The sequence below is a fragment of the Arthrobacter sp. Bi83 genome (genome assembly GCF_918698095.1).
Taxonomy (GTDB): domain Bacteria; phylum Actinomycetota; class Actinomycetes; order Actinomycetales; family Micrococcaceae; genus Arthrobacter.
Genome location: NZ_CAKKLY010000023.1, coordinates 1 through 16,642 on the forward strand (window position 1 = coordinate 1; position 16,642 = coordinate 16,642).

The window sequence follows — 16,642 nt, forward strand, 5'->3', positions numbered from 1 at the left end:
CGGTGGCCCCGGCCAAGGTCCCCGCCCCGGCGGTGCGGACTGCGGTTCCGCCCGCATCTGTACCGGACGCTGGCGTCATGCCGACGACGGAGGAACCGGTCGTTGCGGTTGCGCCCGCCACGGCGGGCCGCACGTCAGCCGGACCCACCACGAGTGCCGGGCCGTCCGGCGCCCCCGTGGATTCCAACTGGACCCGGCCGATCGAAACCCAGGCCGAGGCGAGCCACGAAGCCGTCGTCAGCGCGAACGGAAAAGGGCCGGGAGCCGGGATGTTCGGACTCTTCGCGCTCATGGGAGGGGTGTTGCTTGTTGGCCTTGGCGGACTCGCCTTCGCACTGTGGAGCCGGAACCGCCTCGCGTCCCACTGGTAGGCACCTTCCGGCGACCGTTACCGGTAAGCACTGAACCGTCGGCACAATGTCCGGGGTGTAGGGCAAGATAGGTCTGTGAGCACAGCATCAGGTCCCGCAGACATGGCAGCATCCGGAACTGACCAGCTCGAGCCGGAAGCGATTCCGTCTGAGTCGGTCCGCGGCGAATACGAGAATCTGGCGGACCTCGTCAGGAAGTACCGGTTCGCCTACTACCAGGAGGACGAGCCGCTCGTCTCTGACGCGGAGTTCGACACCCTGTTCCGGCGGCTTGAGGAGCTGGAGGCGCTCCACCCGGAGCTGGTGGCCAACGACTCACCCACCCAGGAAGTGGGCGGGGAGGTGTCGGCGGCCTTTGCCGCCGTCCAACATCTGCAGCGGATGTACAGCCTCGAGGACGTCTTTTCCCTCGAGGAACTCGAAGCGTGGATCGCCAAGGCTGAGGCCGGGATCGCGAAGGTCGGCAATCATCAGGCCTCCTGGCTGACCGAGCTGAAAATTGACGGCCTCGCGGTCAATCTGCTGTACCGGGACGGAAAGCTGATTCGGGCCGCCACGCGCGGCGACGGCACCACCGGCGAGGACATCACGCACAATGTGCTGACCATCAAGGAAATTCCGCAGGAGCTCAGTGGCTCCGGCTTTCCCGCCGAGATGGAAGTGCGCGGTGAAGTTTTCATCCCGTCCAAGGCGTTTGCGGAGTTCAACGAGGCACTGATCGAGGCGGGAAAGGCCCCGCTCGCCAACCCGCGGAACGCTGCTGCAGGCTCACTCCGGCAGAAGGATCCCGCCGAGACAGCCAAGCGGCCCCTGAAGATGTTCGTCCACGGTATCGGCGCCCGCGAAGGCCTCGCAGCCGCCAGCCAGTCAGAAACCTACAGGCAGCTGGAGGAGTGGGGACTGCCCGTCAGTCCCTACTTCGAAGTGCTCGCCGGCCTGGCTGACGTGCTGAAATTCATCTCCAGGTACGGCGACAAGCGGCACAGCCTGCTGCACGAGATCGACGGCATCGTGGTGAAGGTGGATGATTTCGCCACCCAGCGCGCCCTCGGCTACACCACCCGCGTCCCGCGCTGGGCCGTTGCCTACAAGTACCCGCCCGAGGAAGTGCACACCAAACTGCTGGACATCGCCGTCAACGTCGGACGCACCGGGCGTGTCACCCCGTACGGCGTAATGGTGCCGGTGAAGGTCGCAGGATCCACCGTGGAAATGGCCACGCTCCACAACCAGGATGTGGTCAAGGCCAAAGGCGTAAAGATCGGCGACATCGTGGTCCTCCGCAAGGCCGGGGACGTGATTCCGGAGATCGTGGGTCCCGTGCTGGCGCTGCGCGACCAGCAGGATCCGCCGGTGCGTGACTTCGTCATGCCCACGGAGTGCCCCTCCTGCGGCACCCCTCTTGCTCCGGCAAAGGAGGGCGACGTCGACATCCGCTGCCCCAACGCACGGTCCTGCCCGTCCCAGCTGCGCGAGCGGGTCTTCCACCTGGCCGGCCGCGGAGGCTTCGACATCGAGGCCCTGGGCTGGGAGGCCGCCATCGCCCTGACGCAGCCGACGGAACCGGAGGTCCCTCCGCTCACCACCGAAGCTGCCCTGTTCGATCTCACGCCGGAGGCCCTCGCCCCGGTGAAGATCCGGCGCGAGAAGCGGTCCAAGGGCGTGGGCACGGGGGAGTACGAACTCGTCCCGTACTTCTACAGCAAGGGCACCGCGAAAACGCCGTCCAAGCCCACGGCCACCACAGACAAACTCTTCAAGGAACTCGAAAAGGCCAAGACCCAGCCTCTGTGGCGGGTGCTGGTGGCGCTCTCCATCCGGCATGTGGGGCCGCGGGCGTCCCGGGCGCTGGCCACGCATTTCGGCACCATGGACGCCATCAGGCAGGCCTCGGAAGACGAACTCGCCGGCGTGGACGGGGTGGGCCCCACCATCGCTGCGGCGCTCACGGAATGGTTTGCCGAGGACTGGCACGTGGAGATCATCGACCGCTGGGCGGCTGCCGGGGTGCGGATGGAAGATGAACGTGATGAATCCATGCCGCGCACCCTTGAGGGGCTGACGATCGTGGTGACGGGAACGCTGGAAGGCTTCAGCCGGGACGAGGCCAAGGAAGCCATCCTGGTCCGCGGCGGCAAGGCGGCCGGTTCGGTCTCGAAGAACACCAGCTACCTCGTTGCCGGAGAAAACGCCGGCACCAAAATGGACAAGGCCGAACAGCTGGGCGTTCCGGTCCTCGACGAGGACGGCTTCCGGGAGCTGCTGGCCAACGGTCCGGCAGCCGGGGCTGCCGACGCGGAGGCCGTTCCCGAGGTCTCGGACGATGACGGAAACGGCCCGGAATGAGCCTGGATCCGAACGGTCTGCTTGACGTGGCCCAGGCGGCGGCCGCCGCTGGCGCCGCCGTCCTGTCCACCCGGGGCGGCGATTCCCTGGCGGACGGCGCTGTCAGCAACAAGGGCGAGGCGGGGGACTGGGTCACGGCGTTTGATGTGGCCGCCGAGAACGCTGTCCGCAGCGCCATCCGCGCGGCGCGTCCGCAGGACACCATCACCGGCGAGGAACACGGCACCACCCGCCCGGAGAATCCCAGCGGGCTCCGCTGGTCCATTGACCCACTGGACGGCACCACCAACTTCATCCGCAACATCGTCTACTACGCCACCTCCGTGGCGGTGGCCGATGCCGACGGCGTCTGGCTGGCCGGCGTCGTCAACGCCCCGGCGCTGGGGCGCGTGTACTACGCCTCAAGGGGCCACGGCGCCTGGCTCGAACAGGGCGGCCACCGCGTCCAGCTCACCGGTCCAGTGTCCGGCCGTGCGGGCCAGATCCTGGCCACCGGATTCAGCTACGATCCCGCTGTCCGCGCGGAGCAGGCCGCGGCGCTGGGCGGGTTCATGGAGGGGTTCGCGGATGTGAGGCGGCTCGGTTCGGCCGCCCTGGACCTTTGCCTTGTGGCTGATGGCACGCACGATGCCTTCGGCGAGCGAGGCCTCAACGAACACGACTTTGCCGCCGGAGCCCTGATCGCCGAGGAAGCCGGCTGCTGGGTGCGGCGTCCCCGGCTGACTAGCCCGCTGAACGGCGGGCCCTCGGATGACGAACGGCTGGCAGCGTGGACGTGCGCGGGAACGCTGGAGATGTCCGGCAAGTTTCCGCTCTGAGACGATGAGCCGGACGCCAGTTGCTCGAAGTGATAGATCAGTCACGGAAAGGCCTGTTTCGCGCGGCGCATCCGGCCGCTGGAACTAGCATTGACAGGTGCAGCCGCAGATCAATATCCGTCCAGCAGTCCCCGCCGATTACGAGGCGATAGCCCGGATCACCCGCGATTCCTATCTGGCGGCGGGATATTTCGACAGTGCCGATCACCCCTACATGCAGCAGATCCAGGACGTGGCCAGGCGGGCGGAGCAGGCCACCATCTGGGTGGCCGAACGGAATGGCCGGATTGTGGGGTCCGTGACGCTGGCCGTTGTGGGCGAGCCGTTTGCGGACATCGCCCTCGACGACGAACTCGAATTCCGTATGCTCGTGGTGGACCCAGCGGTGCAGCGCAGCGGCGCCGGTCAGGCCCTCGTGGGAGCGATCATCGAGCACGCGAGGTCGTTGGAAGGCATCAGCGGCGTGGCCCTGACCACCGGCGGGACGTGGGAGAGCGCCCACGGCCTGTACCGGAAGACCGGTTTCCGGCGGGTTCCCGAGCGGGACTGGTTCGTGCCGGACACCGACATAAAACTGCTGGTTTTCCGGCTGGACGTCTAGCCGCCCTAGAGTGGTGCCGACTCATTTCCACGGCCCCGTTCACCGGCTGCGTATGCGCCGGCCGGCAGGCGGCCCCAGTGAAAGGCGCACCATGCGCAAGACTTTCGGCACCGGTTCCGTCTGGGAACAGACCCTCGGCTACTCCCGCGCTGTCCAGGTGGATAACACGCTGTACATTTCCGCCACCGCCGCCGCCGGTGAGGACGGCATCGTCGGCACCGACTTCTACGAGCAGACCAGATACATCCTCCAGAAGCTGGAGACTGTCCTGGCCGACGCGGGCTTCGGCTTGGCCGACGTCGTGCAGTCCAAGCTGTACCTGACGGACATCAGCAAGTGGGAAGACGCTGGCAAGGCCCACGGCGAGGTCTTCGGTGACATCCGCCCCACGCTGTCCCTCGTGCACGTCCTGCCGTTCCTCGACCCGAAGATGCTCGTGGAGATCGAGCTCGTCGCGCAGAAGAGCGTTAACTAGCCACCACCAACGACACTCGGCAGAGACCTCTGTCGGCCGGGCGAGGTGAATTATTGGGGCGGGAGGCCGTAGCGGTGTTCCGGGCGGCCGGTGGTTCCGTAGCGGAGCTGGATCTCGACGGCGCCGTCATCGGCCAGCGACGAAAGGTACCGCTGGGCGGTGGCCCGGGAAACACCCACCCGCCCGGCCACGTCCGCCGCGGAATACTGTTCCCCCGGGACCAGGGATTCCAGCACCGCCGCTTCGGTGGCGGAGCGCGGCCTGGCCGACGGCGAGACGTCCCCCGCAATCAGAGCGCGCTTGGCCCGCTCCACGGTGTCCTGATCCAAGGACCCGGGCTGGGAAAGGATACGCCGGTACCGGGCATAGGACCTCAGCTGCTGCGACAGGGACTCTGCGGTAAAGGGCTTCAGCAGGTACCCGAGGGCGCCGCGGCGGAATGCCGTCCGCAGCGAGGCGGCATCGGACGCCGCGCTCAGGATCATCGTGTCGACGTCCAGCTGGTGCAGCAGGTCCAGGCCGGAGGCGTCCGGCAGGTACACATCCAGCAGCACCAGGTCCGGACGCAGGCTGTGGATGGACTGCAGGGCCAGCGACGCCGAACCCGCCGGCGGCAGCGCCAGGAAGCCCGCCACCGAGTCCACGTAGGCGGCATGGAGCTTGGCAACATGGAAATCGTCATCCACGATCAGCACCCTGAAATCCTCAGACATCATCGTCCTATCCTTGCTCGTCACTCAATCGTTGCGCCGTTGTGGTGCCCGGCAGCGTCGCCATGAACACGGCGCCGGGCCCCCCGGCGGCCCCGGGCTCCAGCATCCTGACGTCGCCGCCGCGGCGCCGCGCCAGCTGGCGCGCCAAAGCCAGCCCCAGGCCCTGGCCGCCGCCCGCGCGTACCGGGCCGGCCGCCGTCGTAAATCCTTCCGCGAACACCGACTCCGGATCGGCGTCGCCCTGCAGCCCGTCGCCGGAATCGGCGACGACGATATGCAGCGTCCCGCCGTCGTCCGACGGTTCGTCCAGCAGCTCAAGCTCCACCCAGCGCTCGCCGGCTGAGCCGGCCACGGCCGCGTTGACCGCGTTGTCTATGAGGTTGCCCAGGACAGTGGTGACATCCTGCGGCTCCGCGACCTGGCCGCGCACCAGGGTTTCCGGCCCGATCCGGAGCGCAACGCCGCGTTCGTCCGCTTCCACGCCCTTCGCGCCGACAAATGCCTGAAGGTAGGGGTCCTGCAGCAGCTCGGCCTGTTCCACCGGGAATCTCAGCGGCCCGGTGGCGGCGAGGCGCTCCAGATACTCGCGCGCCTGCTGATGCTGGCCGATGCTGATGAAGCCGGCGATCGTGTGCAGCTGGTTGGCAAACTCGTGCCGCTGCGCCCGGAGTGCCGTGGACATGGTGCCAACGGCGTCGAGCTGGCGCGTCAGCTGCTGGAGCTCGGTGCGGTCACGGAGCATGACGACCCAGCCAAGGTCCTCCTGACGGTGCAGGGCCTTGCGGGCACTCGCCACCAAAACCTGGCCGCCGGCCAGAAGCTCCACGGCTTCGCCCTCCCGGGCATCGGCCTCTGTGAGCGCCTTGAGCTGGGCCGGAACCGGGGCTGCCGACCACAGCGTTCCGGTCAGGTCGGGCTGGCCCAGGAGCCGCTGGGCCGCGGCATTGAAAACGCTGATGCGGCCCTCGGCGGAAACGCCCACCACGCCCTCGTCCACACCCTCCAGCACGGCCACCTGGTCGTGCACCAGGGTGCTGATTTCCTCAGGTTCCAGGCCAAGCGTGAGCCGCTGCAGCCGGCGACGGAGGAGGAATGACGCCAGGACTCCAGCCAAGAGGGCGCCGGCCGCCGTGACGGCGATGGGCACGATGTCCCGGGCAAGGCTCTGGCCGATGGTCTCGGTGGAATAGCCCACGCTGACCTCGCCGACGACGGTTTGGGGTGCGACGCTGGAACCGGCCGGGGAACCGGCCTCGGAGCCAGGCGAGCCAGGCGGGTCGGGCGCGAAAACCGGCACCTTGGCACCCGCCGAGGGTCCCAGTGTCCCGGTGTTGCGGGTGGTGACCTCGCGTCCGGCCAGCGCCTCCGACGGATCAGTACTCACCCGCTCGCCCAGCCGCTCGGCGTCGGGATGGGCCAGCCGGATCCCGGTTTCGTCAGTGATCACCACGAACAGGGCGCCGGTCCGGGTGCGCGCCCCTTCGGCCGTCGCCATCAGCGGACCGGCAAGCAGTTCGGCCCGCGGGGGAGTGCCCGCCTGCCGGCTGATGGCCTGCACCTCGGCGCGGACCGAGGGATCCGAGGCCACCGTCCGGGCCAGCGTGAGCGCCTGGTTCTCCGCCTCGCGGCCCAGGCGTTCGAACGTCAGCCAGGCATGGACGGCGCCGCTGAGGAGCACCACCAGGAGCACCACGCCCAGCTGCAACAGCAGCGTCTGCGTGGAGAACCTGAGCGGCAGCCGTCGGGACGGTCTGGCCATGGCGCTCCTCCTTCGGGCGGTCTTTCCCGGCCCGTGGGGCCGGGCAGATGGGGTTGTGCGCAGGCCTTCGGACGCCCGTGAGCAAAATGCGCAAAATGCTCCCAATAAGCAGTATGCCAATCAATTGAGCCAAAGGCACTGCCGTGACCCGCGCCACTCTAACGTCTGTAGTGCGCATCACATCGAGGTGGTGCCAATCATCAAGAAGGAGCCGGCTGTGCTGGTATTACTTGGATTCGCCATGATCGCGGTATTCATGGTGCTGATCATGACGAAGAAGTTGACGCCAGTGCTGGCGTTGATCATTGTCCCCACCGTTTTCGGTCTTTTCGCAGGCGCAGGCCTCGGCATCGGTGACATGGTCATGGACTCAATGAAGTCCATGACCTCCACCGCCGCCCTGCTCATGTTCGCCATCATCTACTTCGGCCTGATGATCGACGTCGGGCTGTTCGATCCGCTGGTACGGTTCATCCTGCGCAAGCTCGGCAATGATCCCGCCAAGGTTGTTCTCGGCACCGCGATCCTCGCGGCCGCAGTCTCCCTCGACGGCGACGGCTCCACCACCTTCATCCTCACCACTGCAGCCATGCTGCCCATCTACCTCCGGCTGAAGATGAGCCCCGTTGTCCTCACCTGCGTGGCTGGCCTGGCTAACGGCACCATGAACATCCTGCCGTGGGGCGGCCCCACCGCCCGTGCCGCCACCGCGCTCAAGCTCGACGTCAACGACGTCTTCGTTCCCATGATCCCCTCGCTGATCGCCGGCCTGGTTGTTGTCCTCGTCTTCTCCTGGCTGCTCGGCCTGCAGGAACGTAACCGCCTCCGCGCCACGGCGCCGGAAATCTGGTCCGTGCCGGACACCGCCGACGCGTTCGACGGCGGAACGTCCGGCGGCGGTTCGGGAACCGGCCGCGGACGCAAGGGCACCGGAACCGCCCCTGTCCCCGCAACGGGAGGCCCCGCCGTCGGCGGCTCCTCCGTGGCCGTCCTGGAGCGCACCGAGACGCTCGCCGACAGCGACACCGGTCTCACGGACACGGCACTGGACCCCAACCGCAAGACCCTCCGGCCCAAGCTGCAGTGGTTCAACCTGGGCCTCACTGTCGCCGTGATGGTCATGCTCGTGGCCGACCTCGTGCCGCTGCCGTTCGTCTTCATGGTGGGCTCCGCCATCGCCCTGCTGGTGAACTTCCCCAAGGTCAAGGACCAGGGCGCCCAGCTCGTGGCGCATGCACCTTCGATCGTCGCCGTGGTGAGCATGGTCATGGCCGCGGCTGTCCTGACCGGTGTGCTCAAGGGCACCGGCATGGTAGAGGCCATGTCAGCCTGGCTCGTGGCCATCATCCCTTCCGACATGGGCCCGTTCATGGCAGTCATCACCGGCATCCTCAGCATCCCCATGACGTTCTTCATGAGCAACGACGCCTTCTACTTCGGCGTTCTTCCGGTCCTGAGCGAGACCGCCGCCCACTACGGCGTCAGCGCCGCCGAAATGGCCCGGGCCTCCATCACCGGCCAGCCGTTCCACCTGCAGAGCCCGCTCGTTCCCGCCATCCTGCTGCTCGTTTCGCTCGCCAAGGTGGACCTGGGCGACCACCACAAGAAAGTCCTGTGGCGGACCGCCGTCATCTCGCTCGTCATGCTCGGCGTCGGGATGCTGACCGGAGCCATCGGCGTCGGCTAGCAAACCAAACACCCGCACCAAGCAACGCGGGGTCACTTACGGCCCATTCCGGACCTCCCGATGGGCCGTAAGTGACCCCGCGTTGTTCGTCGTCCCGGACACGTAGACTGGTTCGGAAAACAATCCGAACTTGCAGGGGAGATCCATGGCTGCGATCAACCGTGACGACGTCGCGCACCTCGCGCGGCTCGCGCACATTGAGATGAGTGCTGAAGAGCTGGACAGGATGGCCGGCGAACTCGCCGTCATCGTAGATTCGGTGAAGTCCGTAAGTGAAGCCGCCGGTGATGACGTTCCGGCCACCTCGCACCCGATTCCGCTGACCAACGTGTTCCGCGAAGACGTCGTGGGGCACACGTTCACGGCCGAGCAGGCACTCTCCGGCGCTCCGGATTCCGATGAGAACCGTTTCAAGGTCCCGGCAATCCTGGATGAGGCATAAAAGAACATGACTGAAACCAACAGCAACCAGCTGATCCGCCTCTCCGCCGCCCAGCTGGCCGCAAAGCTTGCCGCCCGCGAAGTCACCGCCGTCGCAGTGGTGCAGGCCCACCTTGACCGCATCGCCGCCGTCGACGGCGGCGACCGCGGCGTCCACGCGTTCCTGCACGTCAACGCGGAAGAGGCCCTCGCCGTCGCCGCCGAGGTGGACGCCATCCGCGCCGCCGGCGGTGCCGCCGCCGAGGAGCTGCACGAACTCGCCGGCGTCCCCATCGCCGTGAAGGACCTCATCGTCACGGTCGGCCAGCCCACCACAGCCGGCTCCAGGATCCTCGAAGGCTGGCACAGCCCCTACGACGCCACAGTCGTGCAGAAGCTGCGCGCCGCGAAGATGCCCATCCTGGGAAAGACCAACCTGGACGAATTCGCCATGGGCTCCTCCACGGAGCACTCGGCGTACGGCCCCACCCGCAACCCGTGGGACCTGGACCGCATCCCCGGCGGCTCCGGCGGAGGTTCGGCAGCCGCCGTCGCCGCCTTCGAGGCGCCGCTGGCCCTCGGCACCGACACCGGCGGATCCATCCGCCAGCCCGGCGCGGTCACCGGAACCGTGGGCGTGAAGCCCACCTACGGGGGCGTCTCGCGCTACGGTGCCATCGCCATGGCGTCCTCCCTGGACCAGATCGGCCCCGTCTCCCGCACCGTCCTGGACTCGGCGCTGCTGCACCAGGTCATCGGCGGCCACGATCCGAAAGACTCCACCTCGCTGCCTGACCCGCTTGCGGACCTCGCTGCCGCGGCCCGGCTGGGCAACGTGGACGGCATGAAGATCGGCATCATCAAGGAACTCCACGGCGAGGGCTACCAGGCCGGCGTCGAGAACCGCTTCAATGAATCGCTCGAGCTGCTCAAGCAGGCCGGCGCGGAAATCGTTGAGGTCTCCTGCCCCAACTTCAAGTACGCCCTCGGCGCCTACTACCTGATCATGCCGTCCGAGGCTTCCTCCAACCTGGCCAAGTTCGACGGCGTCCGGTACGGGCTGCGCGTCCTCCCCGAGGATCCGCCGCTGACCATTGAGCGCGTCATGGCCGCCACCCGGGCCGCCGGCTTCGGCGATGAAGTCAAGCGCCGCATCATCCTGGGCACCTACGCCTTGAGCGCCGGCTACTACGACGCCTACTACGGCTCCGCGCAGAAGGTCCGCACGCTCATCCAGCGCGACTTCGACGCCGCCTTCACCAAGGCCGACGTCCTGATTTCCCCGACCGCCCCCACCACGGCGTTCAAACTGGGCGAGAAGCTGGACGACCCCCTGGCCATGTACCTCAACGACGTCGCCACCATCCCGGCCAACATGGCCGGCGTCCCGGGGCTGTCGCTGCCCGGCGGCCTGGCGGACGAGGACGGGCTGCCCGTGGGCATCCAGCTCCTGGCGCCAGCCCGCGAGGACGCCCGCCTATACCGCGTGGGTGCGGTCCTGGAATCGCTGCTGGAAGAGAAGTGGGGCGGTCCTCTCCTGGACCGTGCTCCTTCGCTGCCGGCACCCGCACTCGCTGAGACTGTTCCGAGCCACGGAGGTTCACACTGATGTCTGACGCAACCCTGAGCTTCGAAGAGGCCATGGAGAAGTACGATCCCGTCCTGGGGTTCGAGGTCCACGTGGAACTGAACACCAAGACCAAGATGTTCTCCTCCGCCCCGAACGTCTTCGGCGACGAGCCCAACACCAACGTCAACGAGGTGGACCTGGGCATGCCCGGCGTCCTGCCGGTGCTGAACAGGACGGCGGTGGAGTCTTCCATCAAGATCGGCCTCGCGCTGAACTGCAAGATCGCCGAAAACTGCCGCTTCGCCCGGAAGAACTACTTCTATCCGGACACTCCGAAGAACTTCCAGACGTCCCAGTACGACGAGCCCATCGCCTACGACGGCTACCTGGACATCGAGCTCTCCGACGGCACCGTCTTCCGCGTCGAGATTGAACGGGCGCACATGGAAGAGGACGCCGGCAAACTGACGCACCTCGGCGGTTCCGCGGGACGCATCCAGGGCGCCGACTACTCCCTCGTGGACTACAACCGCGCGGGTGTACCGCTCGTGGAGATCGTCACCAAGCCGATTGAAGGCGCCGGTTCCCGCGCCCCCGAACTGGCCAAAGCCTACGTTGCCGCGGTCCGCGAGATCGTCAAGAACCTCGGCGTCTCGGACGCCAAGATGGAACGCGGCAACGTCCGCTGCGACGCCAACGTCTCGCTCCGCCCGCACGGACGCGAACGCTTCGGCATCCGCTCCGAGACCAAGAACGTGAACTCGCTGCGCGCCGTCGAACATGCCGTCCGCTACGAGATCCAGCGGCACGCAGCCGTCCTGGACTCCGGTGAGCCCGTAATCCAGGAAACCCGCCACTGGCACGAGGATACCCGCTCGACGACGTCGGGCCGGGCCAAGTCCGACGCCGATGACTACCGCTACTTCCCGGAGCCTGACCTCGTTCCTGTGGTTGCCTCGCGGGAATGGGTGGAGGAGCTGCGCGCCACGCTGCCCGAGCCGCCGGCCGAGCGCCGCAAACGCCTGCAGGCCGACTGGGGCTACTCGGACCTGGAATTCCGCGACGTGGTCAACGCCGGTGTGATGGACGAGATCGAGGAAACCATCGCCGCCGGCGCCGCCGCCACGGTGGCCCGCAAGTGGTGGATGGGCGAGATCGTCGGCCGCGCCAAGAACGCGGACGTCGACCCCGGCCAGCTGGGCGTCAAGCCCGAAACCATCGTGGAACTGAACAAGATGGTCGAAGCCGGCAAGATCAACAACAAGATGGCCGCCGAAGTCCTCGACGGCGTCCTCGCCGGCGAAGGCACCCCGGCGGAGATCGTGGAGAAGCGCGGCCTGGCCGTGGTCTCCGACGACGGCCCCCTGCTGGAAGCCATCGACGCGGCACTTGCCGCGCAGCCCGACGTCGCGGACAAGATCCGCGCCGGCAAGCTGCAGGCCATCGGCGCGATCGTGGGCGGCGTTATGAAGGCCACCCGCGGCCAGGCCGACGCCGGCCGCGTCAAGGAGCTGATCCTGCAGAGGCTCGGCGTCGAAGGCTAAGCCACCCGTTTTAACCCAACTGGGTCGCAGTTATCGTCGTATTTGAGCCGTCAAAACGACACCGACTGCGACCCAGTTGGGGGTTAACGGGGCGGTGGCGTCCATGTTCTCCATAGGGTCGCGGCCATAAACTGCGGGCTCAGGCTCAGGGCGTCACCGCGCCCTGCCGGTCCCTCGGGAGGATGCGCATGCCGGTTCAACAGACCAACGAAGTACGCCGGGCCAACAAAGTACGCCGGGCCCTGCTGGCGGGCGCCGTGGTGCTTGCCCTGAGCGGGGCCGGCGCCGCCGTCGTGTGGGCTGCGGGCGTGCCGGCAGCACCGTCCCAGGCAACGGCCTCGGAACCGACGTCGTCGGCAACGGCAAAGGCCCAGGCAACCAACCGGGCGCAGGCAGCTGCATTGCCGGGTGCCTCCTCGCCATCCGCGGCGTCTGCATCAGTCTCGAAGGATGCGGGCACGCTGAAGGAAAAAGGCCGTGCCCGTGAGCTGCACGGCGAAAGTGTGGTCAGGAAAAGCGACGGAAGCCTGGAGTCGCGGGTGACGCAGTTCGGCACCCTTGACTCGGCCGGTGATTCGTCCATCACCGTCAAGAGCGAGGACGGTTTCAGCCAGAGATACGCCATCATCGCTGACACCAGGACCTTCAGGTTGCCCAAGGCGGCGGCGGACGGCACCGCCCCCAAAGATAGCGCCGGCAAGCTCATCAAGCCCTCCGCCGCCACCGTTTCGGATCTCAAGCCGGGGGACGCAGTGCTCATCAAGGGCATCAGGAATGGTGAGGACCTCACCGCGATTACGGTGGTTGCGGGTCCCTCCGCTGCCAAGGGACTCGGCCAAGGTAAAGGCAACGGAAAGGCCAGCGGCAACGGTAAGCGCAAGTGAGCAGACGTCAGTCGTGGACGAGGCTGGCCATGATGTCCTCCAACGCCTCGCAGACCAGCCGGACCGAAGCGCGCTTGAGGTTCTCGGGCCTTGCAAGGATGTCGATCCTGCGGCGGGTGCTGATGCCCCTGAGCGGCCGCAGCACGATGTCGGGGCTCAGCACGGGCCGCGCCGTGTGCCTGGGCAGCAGCCCGATCACGCCGCCCGCTGCCACCAGGGCCGCCACGGTGGAGTAGTCGTTGATCCGGTGGACGATGTTCAGCTCCCGGCTGGAAACGGCGGCGACGGCGGACAGCACATCCGCGGGGGAGTAGCCCGTGCGGCTGGTCACCCAGGGTTCGCCGACGACGTCGTCCGTTTCCAGCGACACCTGGGCAGCGAGCCGGTGCCCGGCCGGGAGCGCCACGTCAAGAGGCTCGTGTGCCAGCGGTATCACCGCCACCCGCTCCTCCGGCCAGCGCGGGCTGTGGTCCATGCGGTGCGCCAGCACCAGGTCGTACCGCGCCGTCAGTGCGGGGAAGTCCTGCTGCGCCACGTCCTCGTCAAACAGCTGCACCTTCGGCTTGCCGGGCCCGTCCAGGAGCCGCGCGAGCGGCGCGAACAGCGCCTGTCCGGCGCTGTGGAACCCGCTGACCGTCACCGGCGCCACCGTGGACCCGTGGTAGGCGCCGATCGCCATGCGGGCGTCGGCCATGGCGCTGACGACGGCGGCCCCGGCGTCCGCCAGCACCTGGCCGGCCTCGGTGAGGACCAGGTTCCGGCCCTCCTTGCGCGTGAGGGGAACCTCGACGCTCTTTTGCAGCTGTGCCAGCTGCTGTGAGACGGCCGACGGCGTGACCAGCAGCGTGTCGGCCACGGCCTTGACGCTTCCCAGAGCCCCGAGTTCGCGCAGCATCTCAAGCTGGTGGATCTCCATGGACCCCATCCTATGCCTTAGCAATTACTAAATCGTCGATTGAGAAAAATCCCCTTGTGCTAATGCGTTGGAGTGGCTCTAATGAAGGGAGACCCCGCCCGCATGCCGCTGCCGCGCATGCCAAAAGTTAGGAAGCCAATGAAGGCTCTGTTCAAGGCCGGCGCACACGCCGGATTCGAGCTCGTCGACCGCCCGGAGCCTGAAGCCGGCCCCGGCGATGTCAAGATCCGCGTCATCACCACGGGCATCTGCGGCACTGACCTGCACATCCAGTCCTGGGATGCCTGGGCCCAGGGCATCATCCAGGCACCGCTCATCGCAGGGCACGAGTTCTACGGCGAGGTTGTGGAGACCGGAGAGGACGTCCGGGACGTCAAGGTGGGCGACCGCGTTTCTGGCGAGGGCCACATCGTCTGCGGAATTTGCCGCAACTGCCGCGCCGGCCGCCGGCAGATGTGCATCCACACCGTGAGCGTGGGCGTACAGCGGGACGGGGCGTTCGCCGAATACGTCGTGATCCCGGAAACCAATGTCTGGGTCCACCAGGATCCTTCCGTGACGCCGGAGCTCGGCGCCATCTTCGACCCCTTCGGCAACGCCGTGCACACAGCACTGAGCTTTCCGCTCGTAGGCGAGGACGTGCTGATCACCGGCGCCGGACCCATCGGGCTCATGGCCATCGCCGTGGCCCGCCACGCCGGGGCACGCAAGATCGCCATCACCGACGTGTCGGCGCCGCGGCTGGAACTGGCCCGCCAGCTCGGCGTTGACCTGGCCATCGACGTCTCCAGGACGCGTGTCCATGAGGCGCAGCGCGAACTGGGCATGCGCGAAGGCTTCGACATCGGGCTGGAAATGTCCGGTCACCCCACCGCCCTGCCGGAGATGATCGACAACATGAACCACGGAGGCCGCATCGCCATGCTGGGCCTCCCCAGCCAGTCCATCGACATCGACTGGGGCAAGGTGGTCACGCACATGCTGACCCTGAAAGGGATCTACGGCCGCGAAATGTTCGAGACCTGGTACGCCATGAGCGCCATGCTGTCCTCCAACCCGACGCTGCACGCCAACATCTCCGCCGTGGTCACGGACGTACTGCCGGCAGCGCAGTGGGAGAAGGGCTTCGAAATTGCCCGCGCAGGCGTCGGCGGCAAGGTAGTGCTCGACTGGGTTGAAATGTGACCAGCGCTGAAGTGTAACCAGCGCTGAAGTGTAACCAGCGCTGAGCACCAGCCACGACCTGAGCCCAGACACTCCCACCCCCAGCATCAAGACACCAGACTTTCAACGAGCCGAGGAGCACACCATGTATTCAGCAATCAAGGACCAGCTGCGCAGCGAACTGGAGGAGATCCGCGAGGCCGGCCTCTATAAGACCGAGCGCCACATCGACTCCGCCCAGGCCAGCCACATCACGGCCGGCCAGATCGGGCAAGCGGGGTCACCCGTGCTGAACTTCTGCGCCAACAACTACCTGGGCCTGGCCGACCACCCGGACATCATCGCCGCGGCCAAGTCCGCCATGGACGAGCGCGGGTTCGGCATGGCGAGCGTCCGGTTCATCTGCGGCACCCAGGACCTCCACCTGCAGCTTGAAGCCCGCGTGTCGAAGTTCCTTGGCACCGAGGACACCATCCTGTTCTCCAGCTGCTTCGACGCCAACGGCGGCGTTTTCGAATCGCTGTTCGGCCCGGAAGACGCCGTCATCTCCGACGCACTGAACCACGCCTCGATCATCGACGGCATCCGGCTCTGCAAGGCGCAGCGCTTCCGCTACGCCAACCAGGACATGGCAGACCTTGAGGCGAAACTCATCGAAGCGAAGGACGCCCGCCGGAAAATCATCGTCACGGACGGCGTCTTCTCCATGGACGGCTACCTTGCGCCGCTGGAGGCCATCTGCGACCTCGCCGAAAAGCACGATGCCCTGGTGATGGTGGATGACTCCCACGCCGTGGGCTTCATGGGCGCCACCGGAGCGGGAACCCCGGAACACGCCGGGGTGTCTGACCGGGTGGACATCTATACCGGCACGTTCGGCAAGGCACTCGGCGGCGCCTCGGGCGGCTACGTCTCCGGCCGCAGCGAAGTGGTGGCGATGCTCAGGCAGAAAGCCCGCCCGTACCTGTTCTCCAACTCCCTGGCCCCGGCCATCGTTTCGGCCACCATCAAGGCACTGGACCTTGTGGAGACCTCCGGTGAGCTGCGGACCCGGCTGTTCGAGAACGCGGAACTGTTCCGCCGCCGCATGACGGAGGAGGGTTTTGACCTGCTCGACGGCGAACACGCGATCGTTCCGGTGATGTTCGGCGATGCCGTCGTTGCAGCAAAAGTGGCCGACCAGATGCTGCAGAACGGCGTCTTCGTTACGGCCTTCAGCTTCCCCGTGGTGCCGCGCGGCGCGGCCCGCATCCGCGTGCAGCTGTCCGCGGCGCACAGCGCCGACGACGTCGAAACCTGCGTGCGGGCGTTCGTCAAGAGCCGGAACGCCGTCGCCGCCTAGCATCTGCAAGGGTGCCTAACATCTGCAAGGAT

15 protein-coding genes are annotated in these 16,642 nt (G+C 67.1%); 12 read left to right on the plus strand and 3 right to left on the minus strand.

The genetic code is table 11. From position 1 onward, the window contains the following. From LQ144_RS12210 to LQ144_RS12230, 5 genes are all read left to right on the plus strand, one after another. Positions 1 to 371 (plus strand): hypothetical protein (locus LQ144_RS12210; RefSeq protein ID WP_230118977.1); only part of this gene is annotated, 371 nt, incomplete at its 5' end. A gap of 102 nt (positions 372 to 473) precedes the next feature. Next, positions 474 to 2,717, plus strand: coding sequence for an NAD-dependent DNA ligase LigA (ligA, locus tag LQ144_RS12215; RefSeq protein WP_230119041.1), 2,244 nt, complete (start codon positions 474 to 476; stop codon positions 2,715 to 2,717). Further along, a complete protein-coding gene (locus LQ144_RS12220) occupies positions 2,714 to 3,535 on the plus strand; it encodes an inositol monophosphatase family protein (protein WP_230118978.1) in 822 nt (273 codons plus the stop codon). Before ligA ends, LQ144_RS12220 begins: the two co-directional genes overlap by 4 nt. A gap of 97 nt (positions 3,536 to 3,632) precedes the next feature. Then, on the plus strand, positions 3,633 to 4,136 hold the full coding sequence (locus LQ144_RS12225) for a GNAT family N-acetyltransferase (protein ID WP_230118979.1): 504 nt from the start codon (positions 3,633 to 3,635) through the stop codon (positions 4,134 to 4,136). A 91-nt stretch (positions 4,137 to 4,227) separates the two neighbouring features. After that, complete coding sequence (locus LQ144_RS12230) at positions 4,228 to 4,611, plus strand: RidA family protein (RefSeq protein WP_230118980.1); 384 nt, start codon at positions 4,228 to 4,230, stop codon at positions 4,609 to 4,611. A gap of 50 nt (positions 4,612 to 4,661) precedes the next feature. On the opposite strand, the gene LQ144_RS12235 is transcribed toward LQ144_RS12230, so the two are convergent. Both LQ144_RS12235 and LQ144_RS12240 read right to left on the minus strand, forming a co-directional pair. Further along, positions 4,662 to 5,324, minus strand: coding sequence for a response regulator (locus tag LQ144_RS12235; RefSeq protein ID WP_230119042.1), 663 nt, complete (start codon positions 5,322 to 5,324; stop codon positions 4,662 to 4,664). A 7-nt stretch (positions 5,325 to 5,331) separates the two neighbouring features. Further along, the gene (locus LQ144_RS12240; RefSeq protein WP_230118981.1) at positions 5,332 to 7,083 is read right to left on the minus strand and encodes an ATP-binding protein; all 1,752 of its coding nucleotides are present in this window, start codon (positions 7,081 to 7,083) and stop codon (positions 5,332 to 5,334) included. Here LQ144_RS12240 and LQ144_RS12245 point away from each other — a divergent pair. From LQ144_RS12245 to LQ144_RS12265, 5 genes are all read left to right on the plus strand, one after another. Next, positions 7,082 to 8,770: a CitMHS family transporter gene (locus LQ144_RS12245; protein WP_354962147.1), complete on the plus strand. Its 1,689-nt coding sequence runs from the start codon at positions 7,082 to 7,084 to the stop codon at positions 8,768 to 8,770. The genes LQ144_RS12240 and LQ144_RS12245 overlap by 2 nt on opposite strands. A 145-nt stretch (positions 8,771 to 8,915) precedes the next feature. Further along, positions 8,916 to 9,212, plus strand: a complete 297-nt coding sequence (gene gatC / locus LQ144_RS12250) for an Asp-tRNA(Asn)/Glu-tRNA(Gln) amidotransferase subunit GatC (protein ID WP_141940678.1) — start codon at positions 8,916 to 8,918, stop codon at positions 9,210 to 9,212. Between the two features lie 6 nt (positions 9,213 to 9,218). Next, the gene (gene gatA / locus LQ144_RS12255) at positions 9,219 to 10,799 is read left to right on the plus strand and encodes an Asp-tRNA(Asn)/Glu-tRNA(Gln) amidotransferase subunit GatA (RefSeq protein WP_230118983.1); all 1,581 of its coding nucleotides are present in this window, start codon (positions 9,219 to 9,221) and stop codon (positions 10,797 to 10,799) included. After that, entirely contained in the window at positions 10,796 to 12,304 is a 1,509-nt protein-coding gene (gene gatB, locus LQ144_RS12260; protein WP_230119043.1) for an Asp-tRNA(Asn)/Glu-tRNA(Gln) amidotransferase subunit GatB, read from the plus strand. The genes gatA and gatB overlap by 4 nt, the downstream gene beginning before the upstream one ends. Before the next feature lie 188 nt (positions 12,305 to 12,492). Next, on the plus strand, positions 12,493 to 13,188 hold the full coding sequence (locus LQ144_RS12265) for a hypothetical protein (protein WP_230118984.1): 696 nt from the start codon (positions 12,493 to 12,495) through the stop codon (positions 13,186 to 13,188). Between the two features lie 7 nt (positions 13,189 to 13,195). Here LQ144_RS12265 and LQ144_RS12270 read toward each other — a convergent pair whose 3' ends face one another. Further along, positions 13,196 to 14,104: a LysR family transcriptional regulator gene (locus LQ144_RS12270; protein WP_230118985.1), complete on the minus strand. Its 909-nt coding sequence runs from the start codon at positions 14,102 to 14,104 to the stop codon at positions 13,196 to 13,198. Positions 14,105 to 14,242: 138 nt separating this feature from the next. Between LQ144_RS12270 and tdh the strand changes: the two genes are divergently transcribed. After that, positions 14,243 to 15,289 (plus strand): L-threonine 3-dehydrogenase, encoded by a 1,047-nt coding sequence (gene tdh / locus LQ144_RS12275; protein ID WP_230118986.1) that lies wholly within the window; start codon positions 14,243 to 14,245, stop codon positions 15,287 to 15,289. 124 nt (positions 15,290 to 15,413) lie between these two features. Next, positions 15,414 to 16,610: a glycine C-acetyltransferase gene (locus LQ144_RS12280; RefSeq protein WP_230118987.1), complete on the plus strand. Its 1,197-nt coding sequence runs from the start codon at positions 15,414 to 15,416 to the stop codon at positions 16,608 to 16,610. Positions 16,611 to 16,642: the final 32 nt, after the last annotated feature.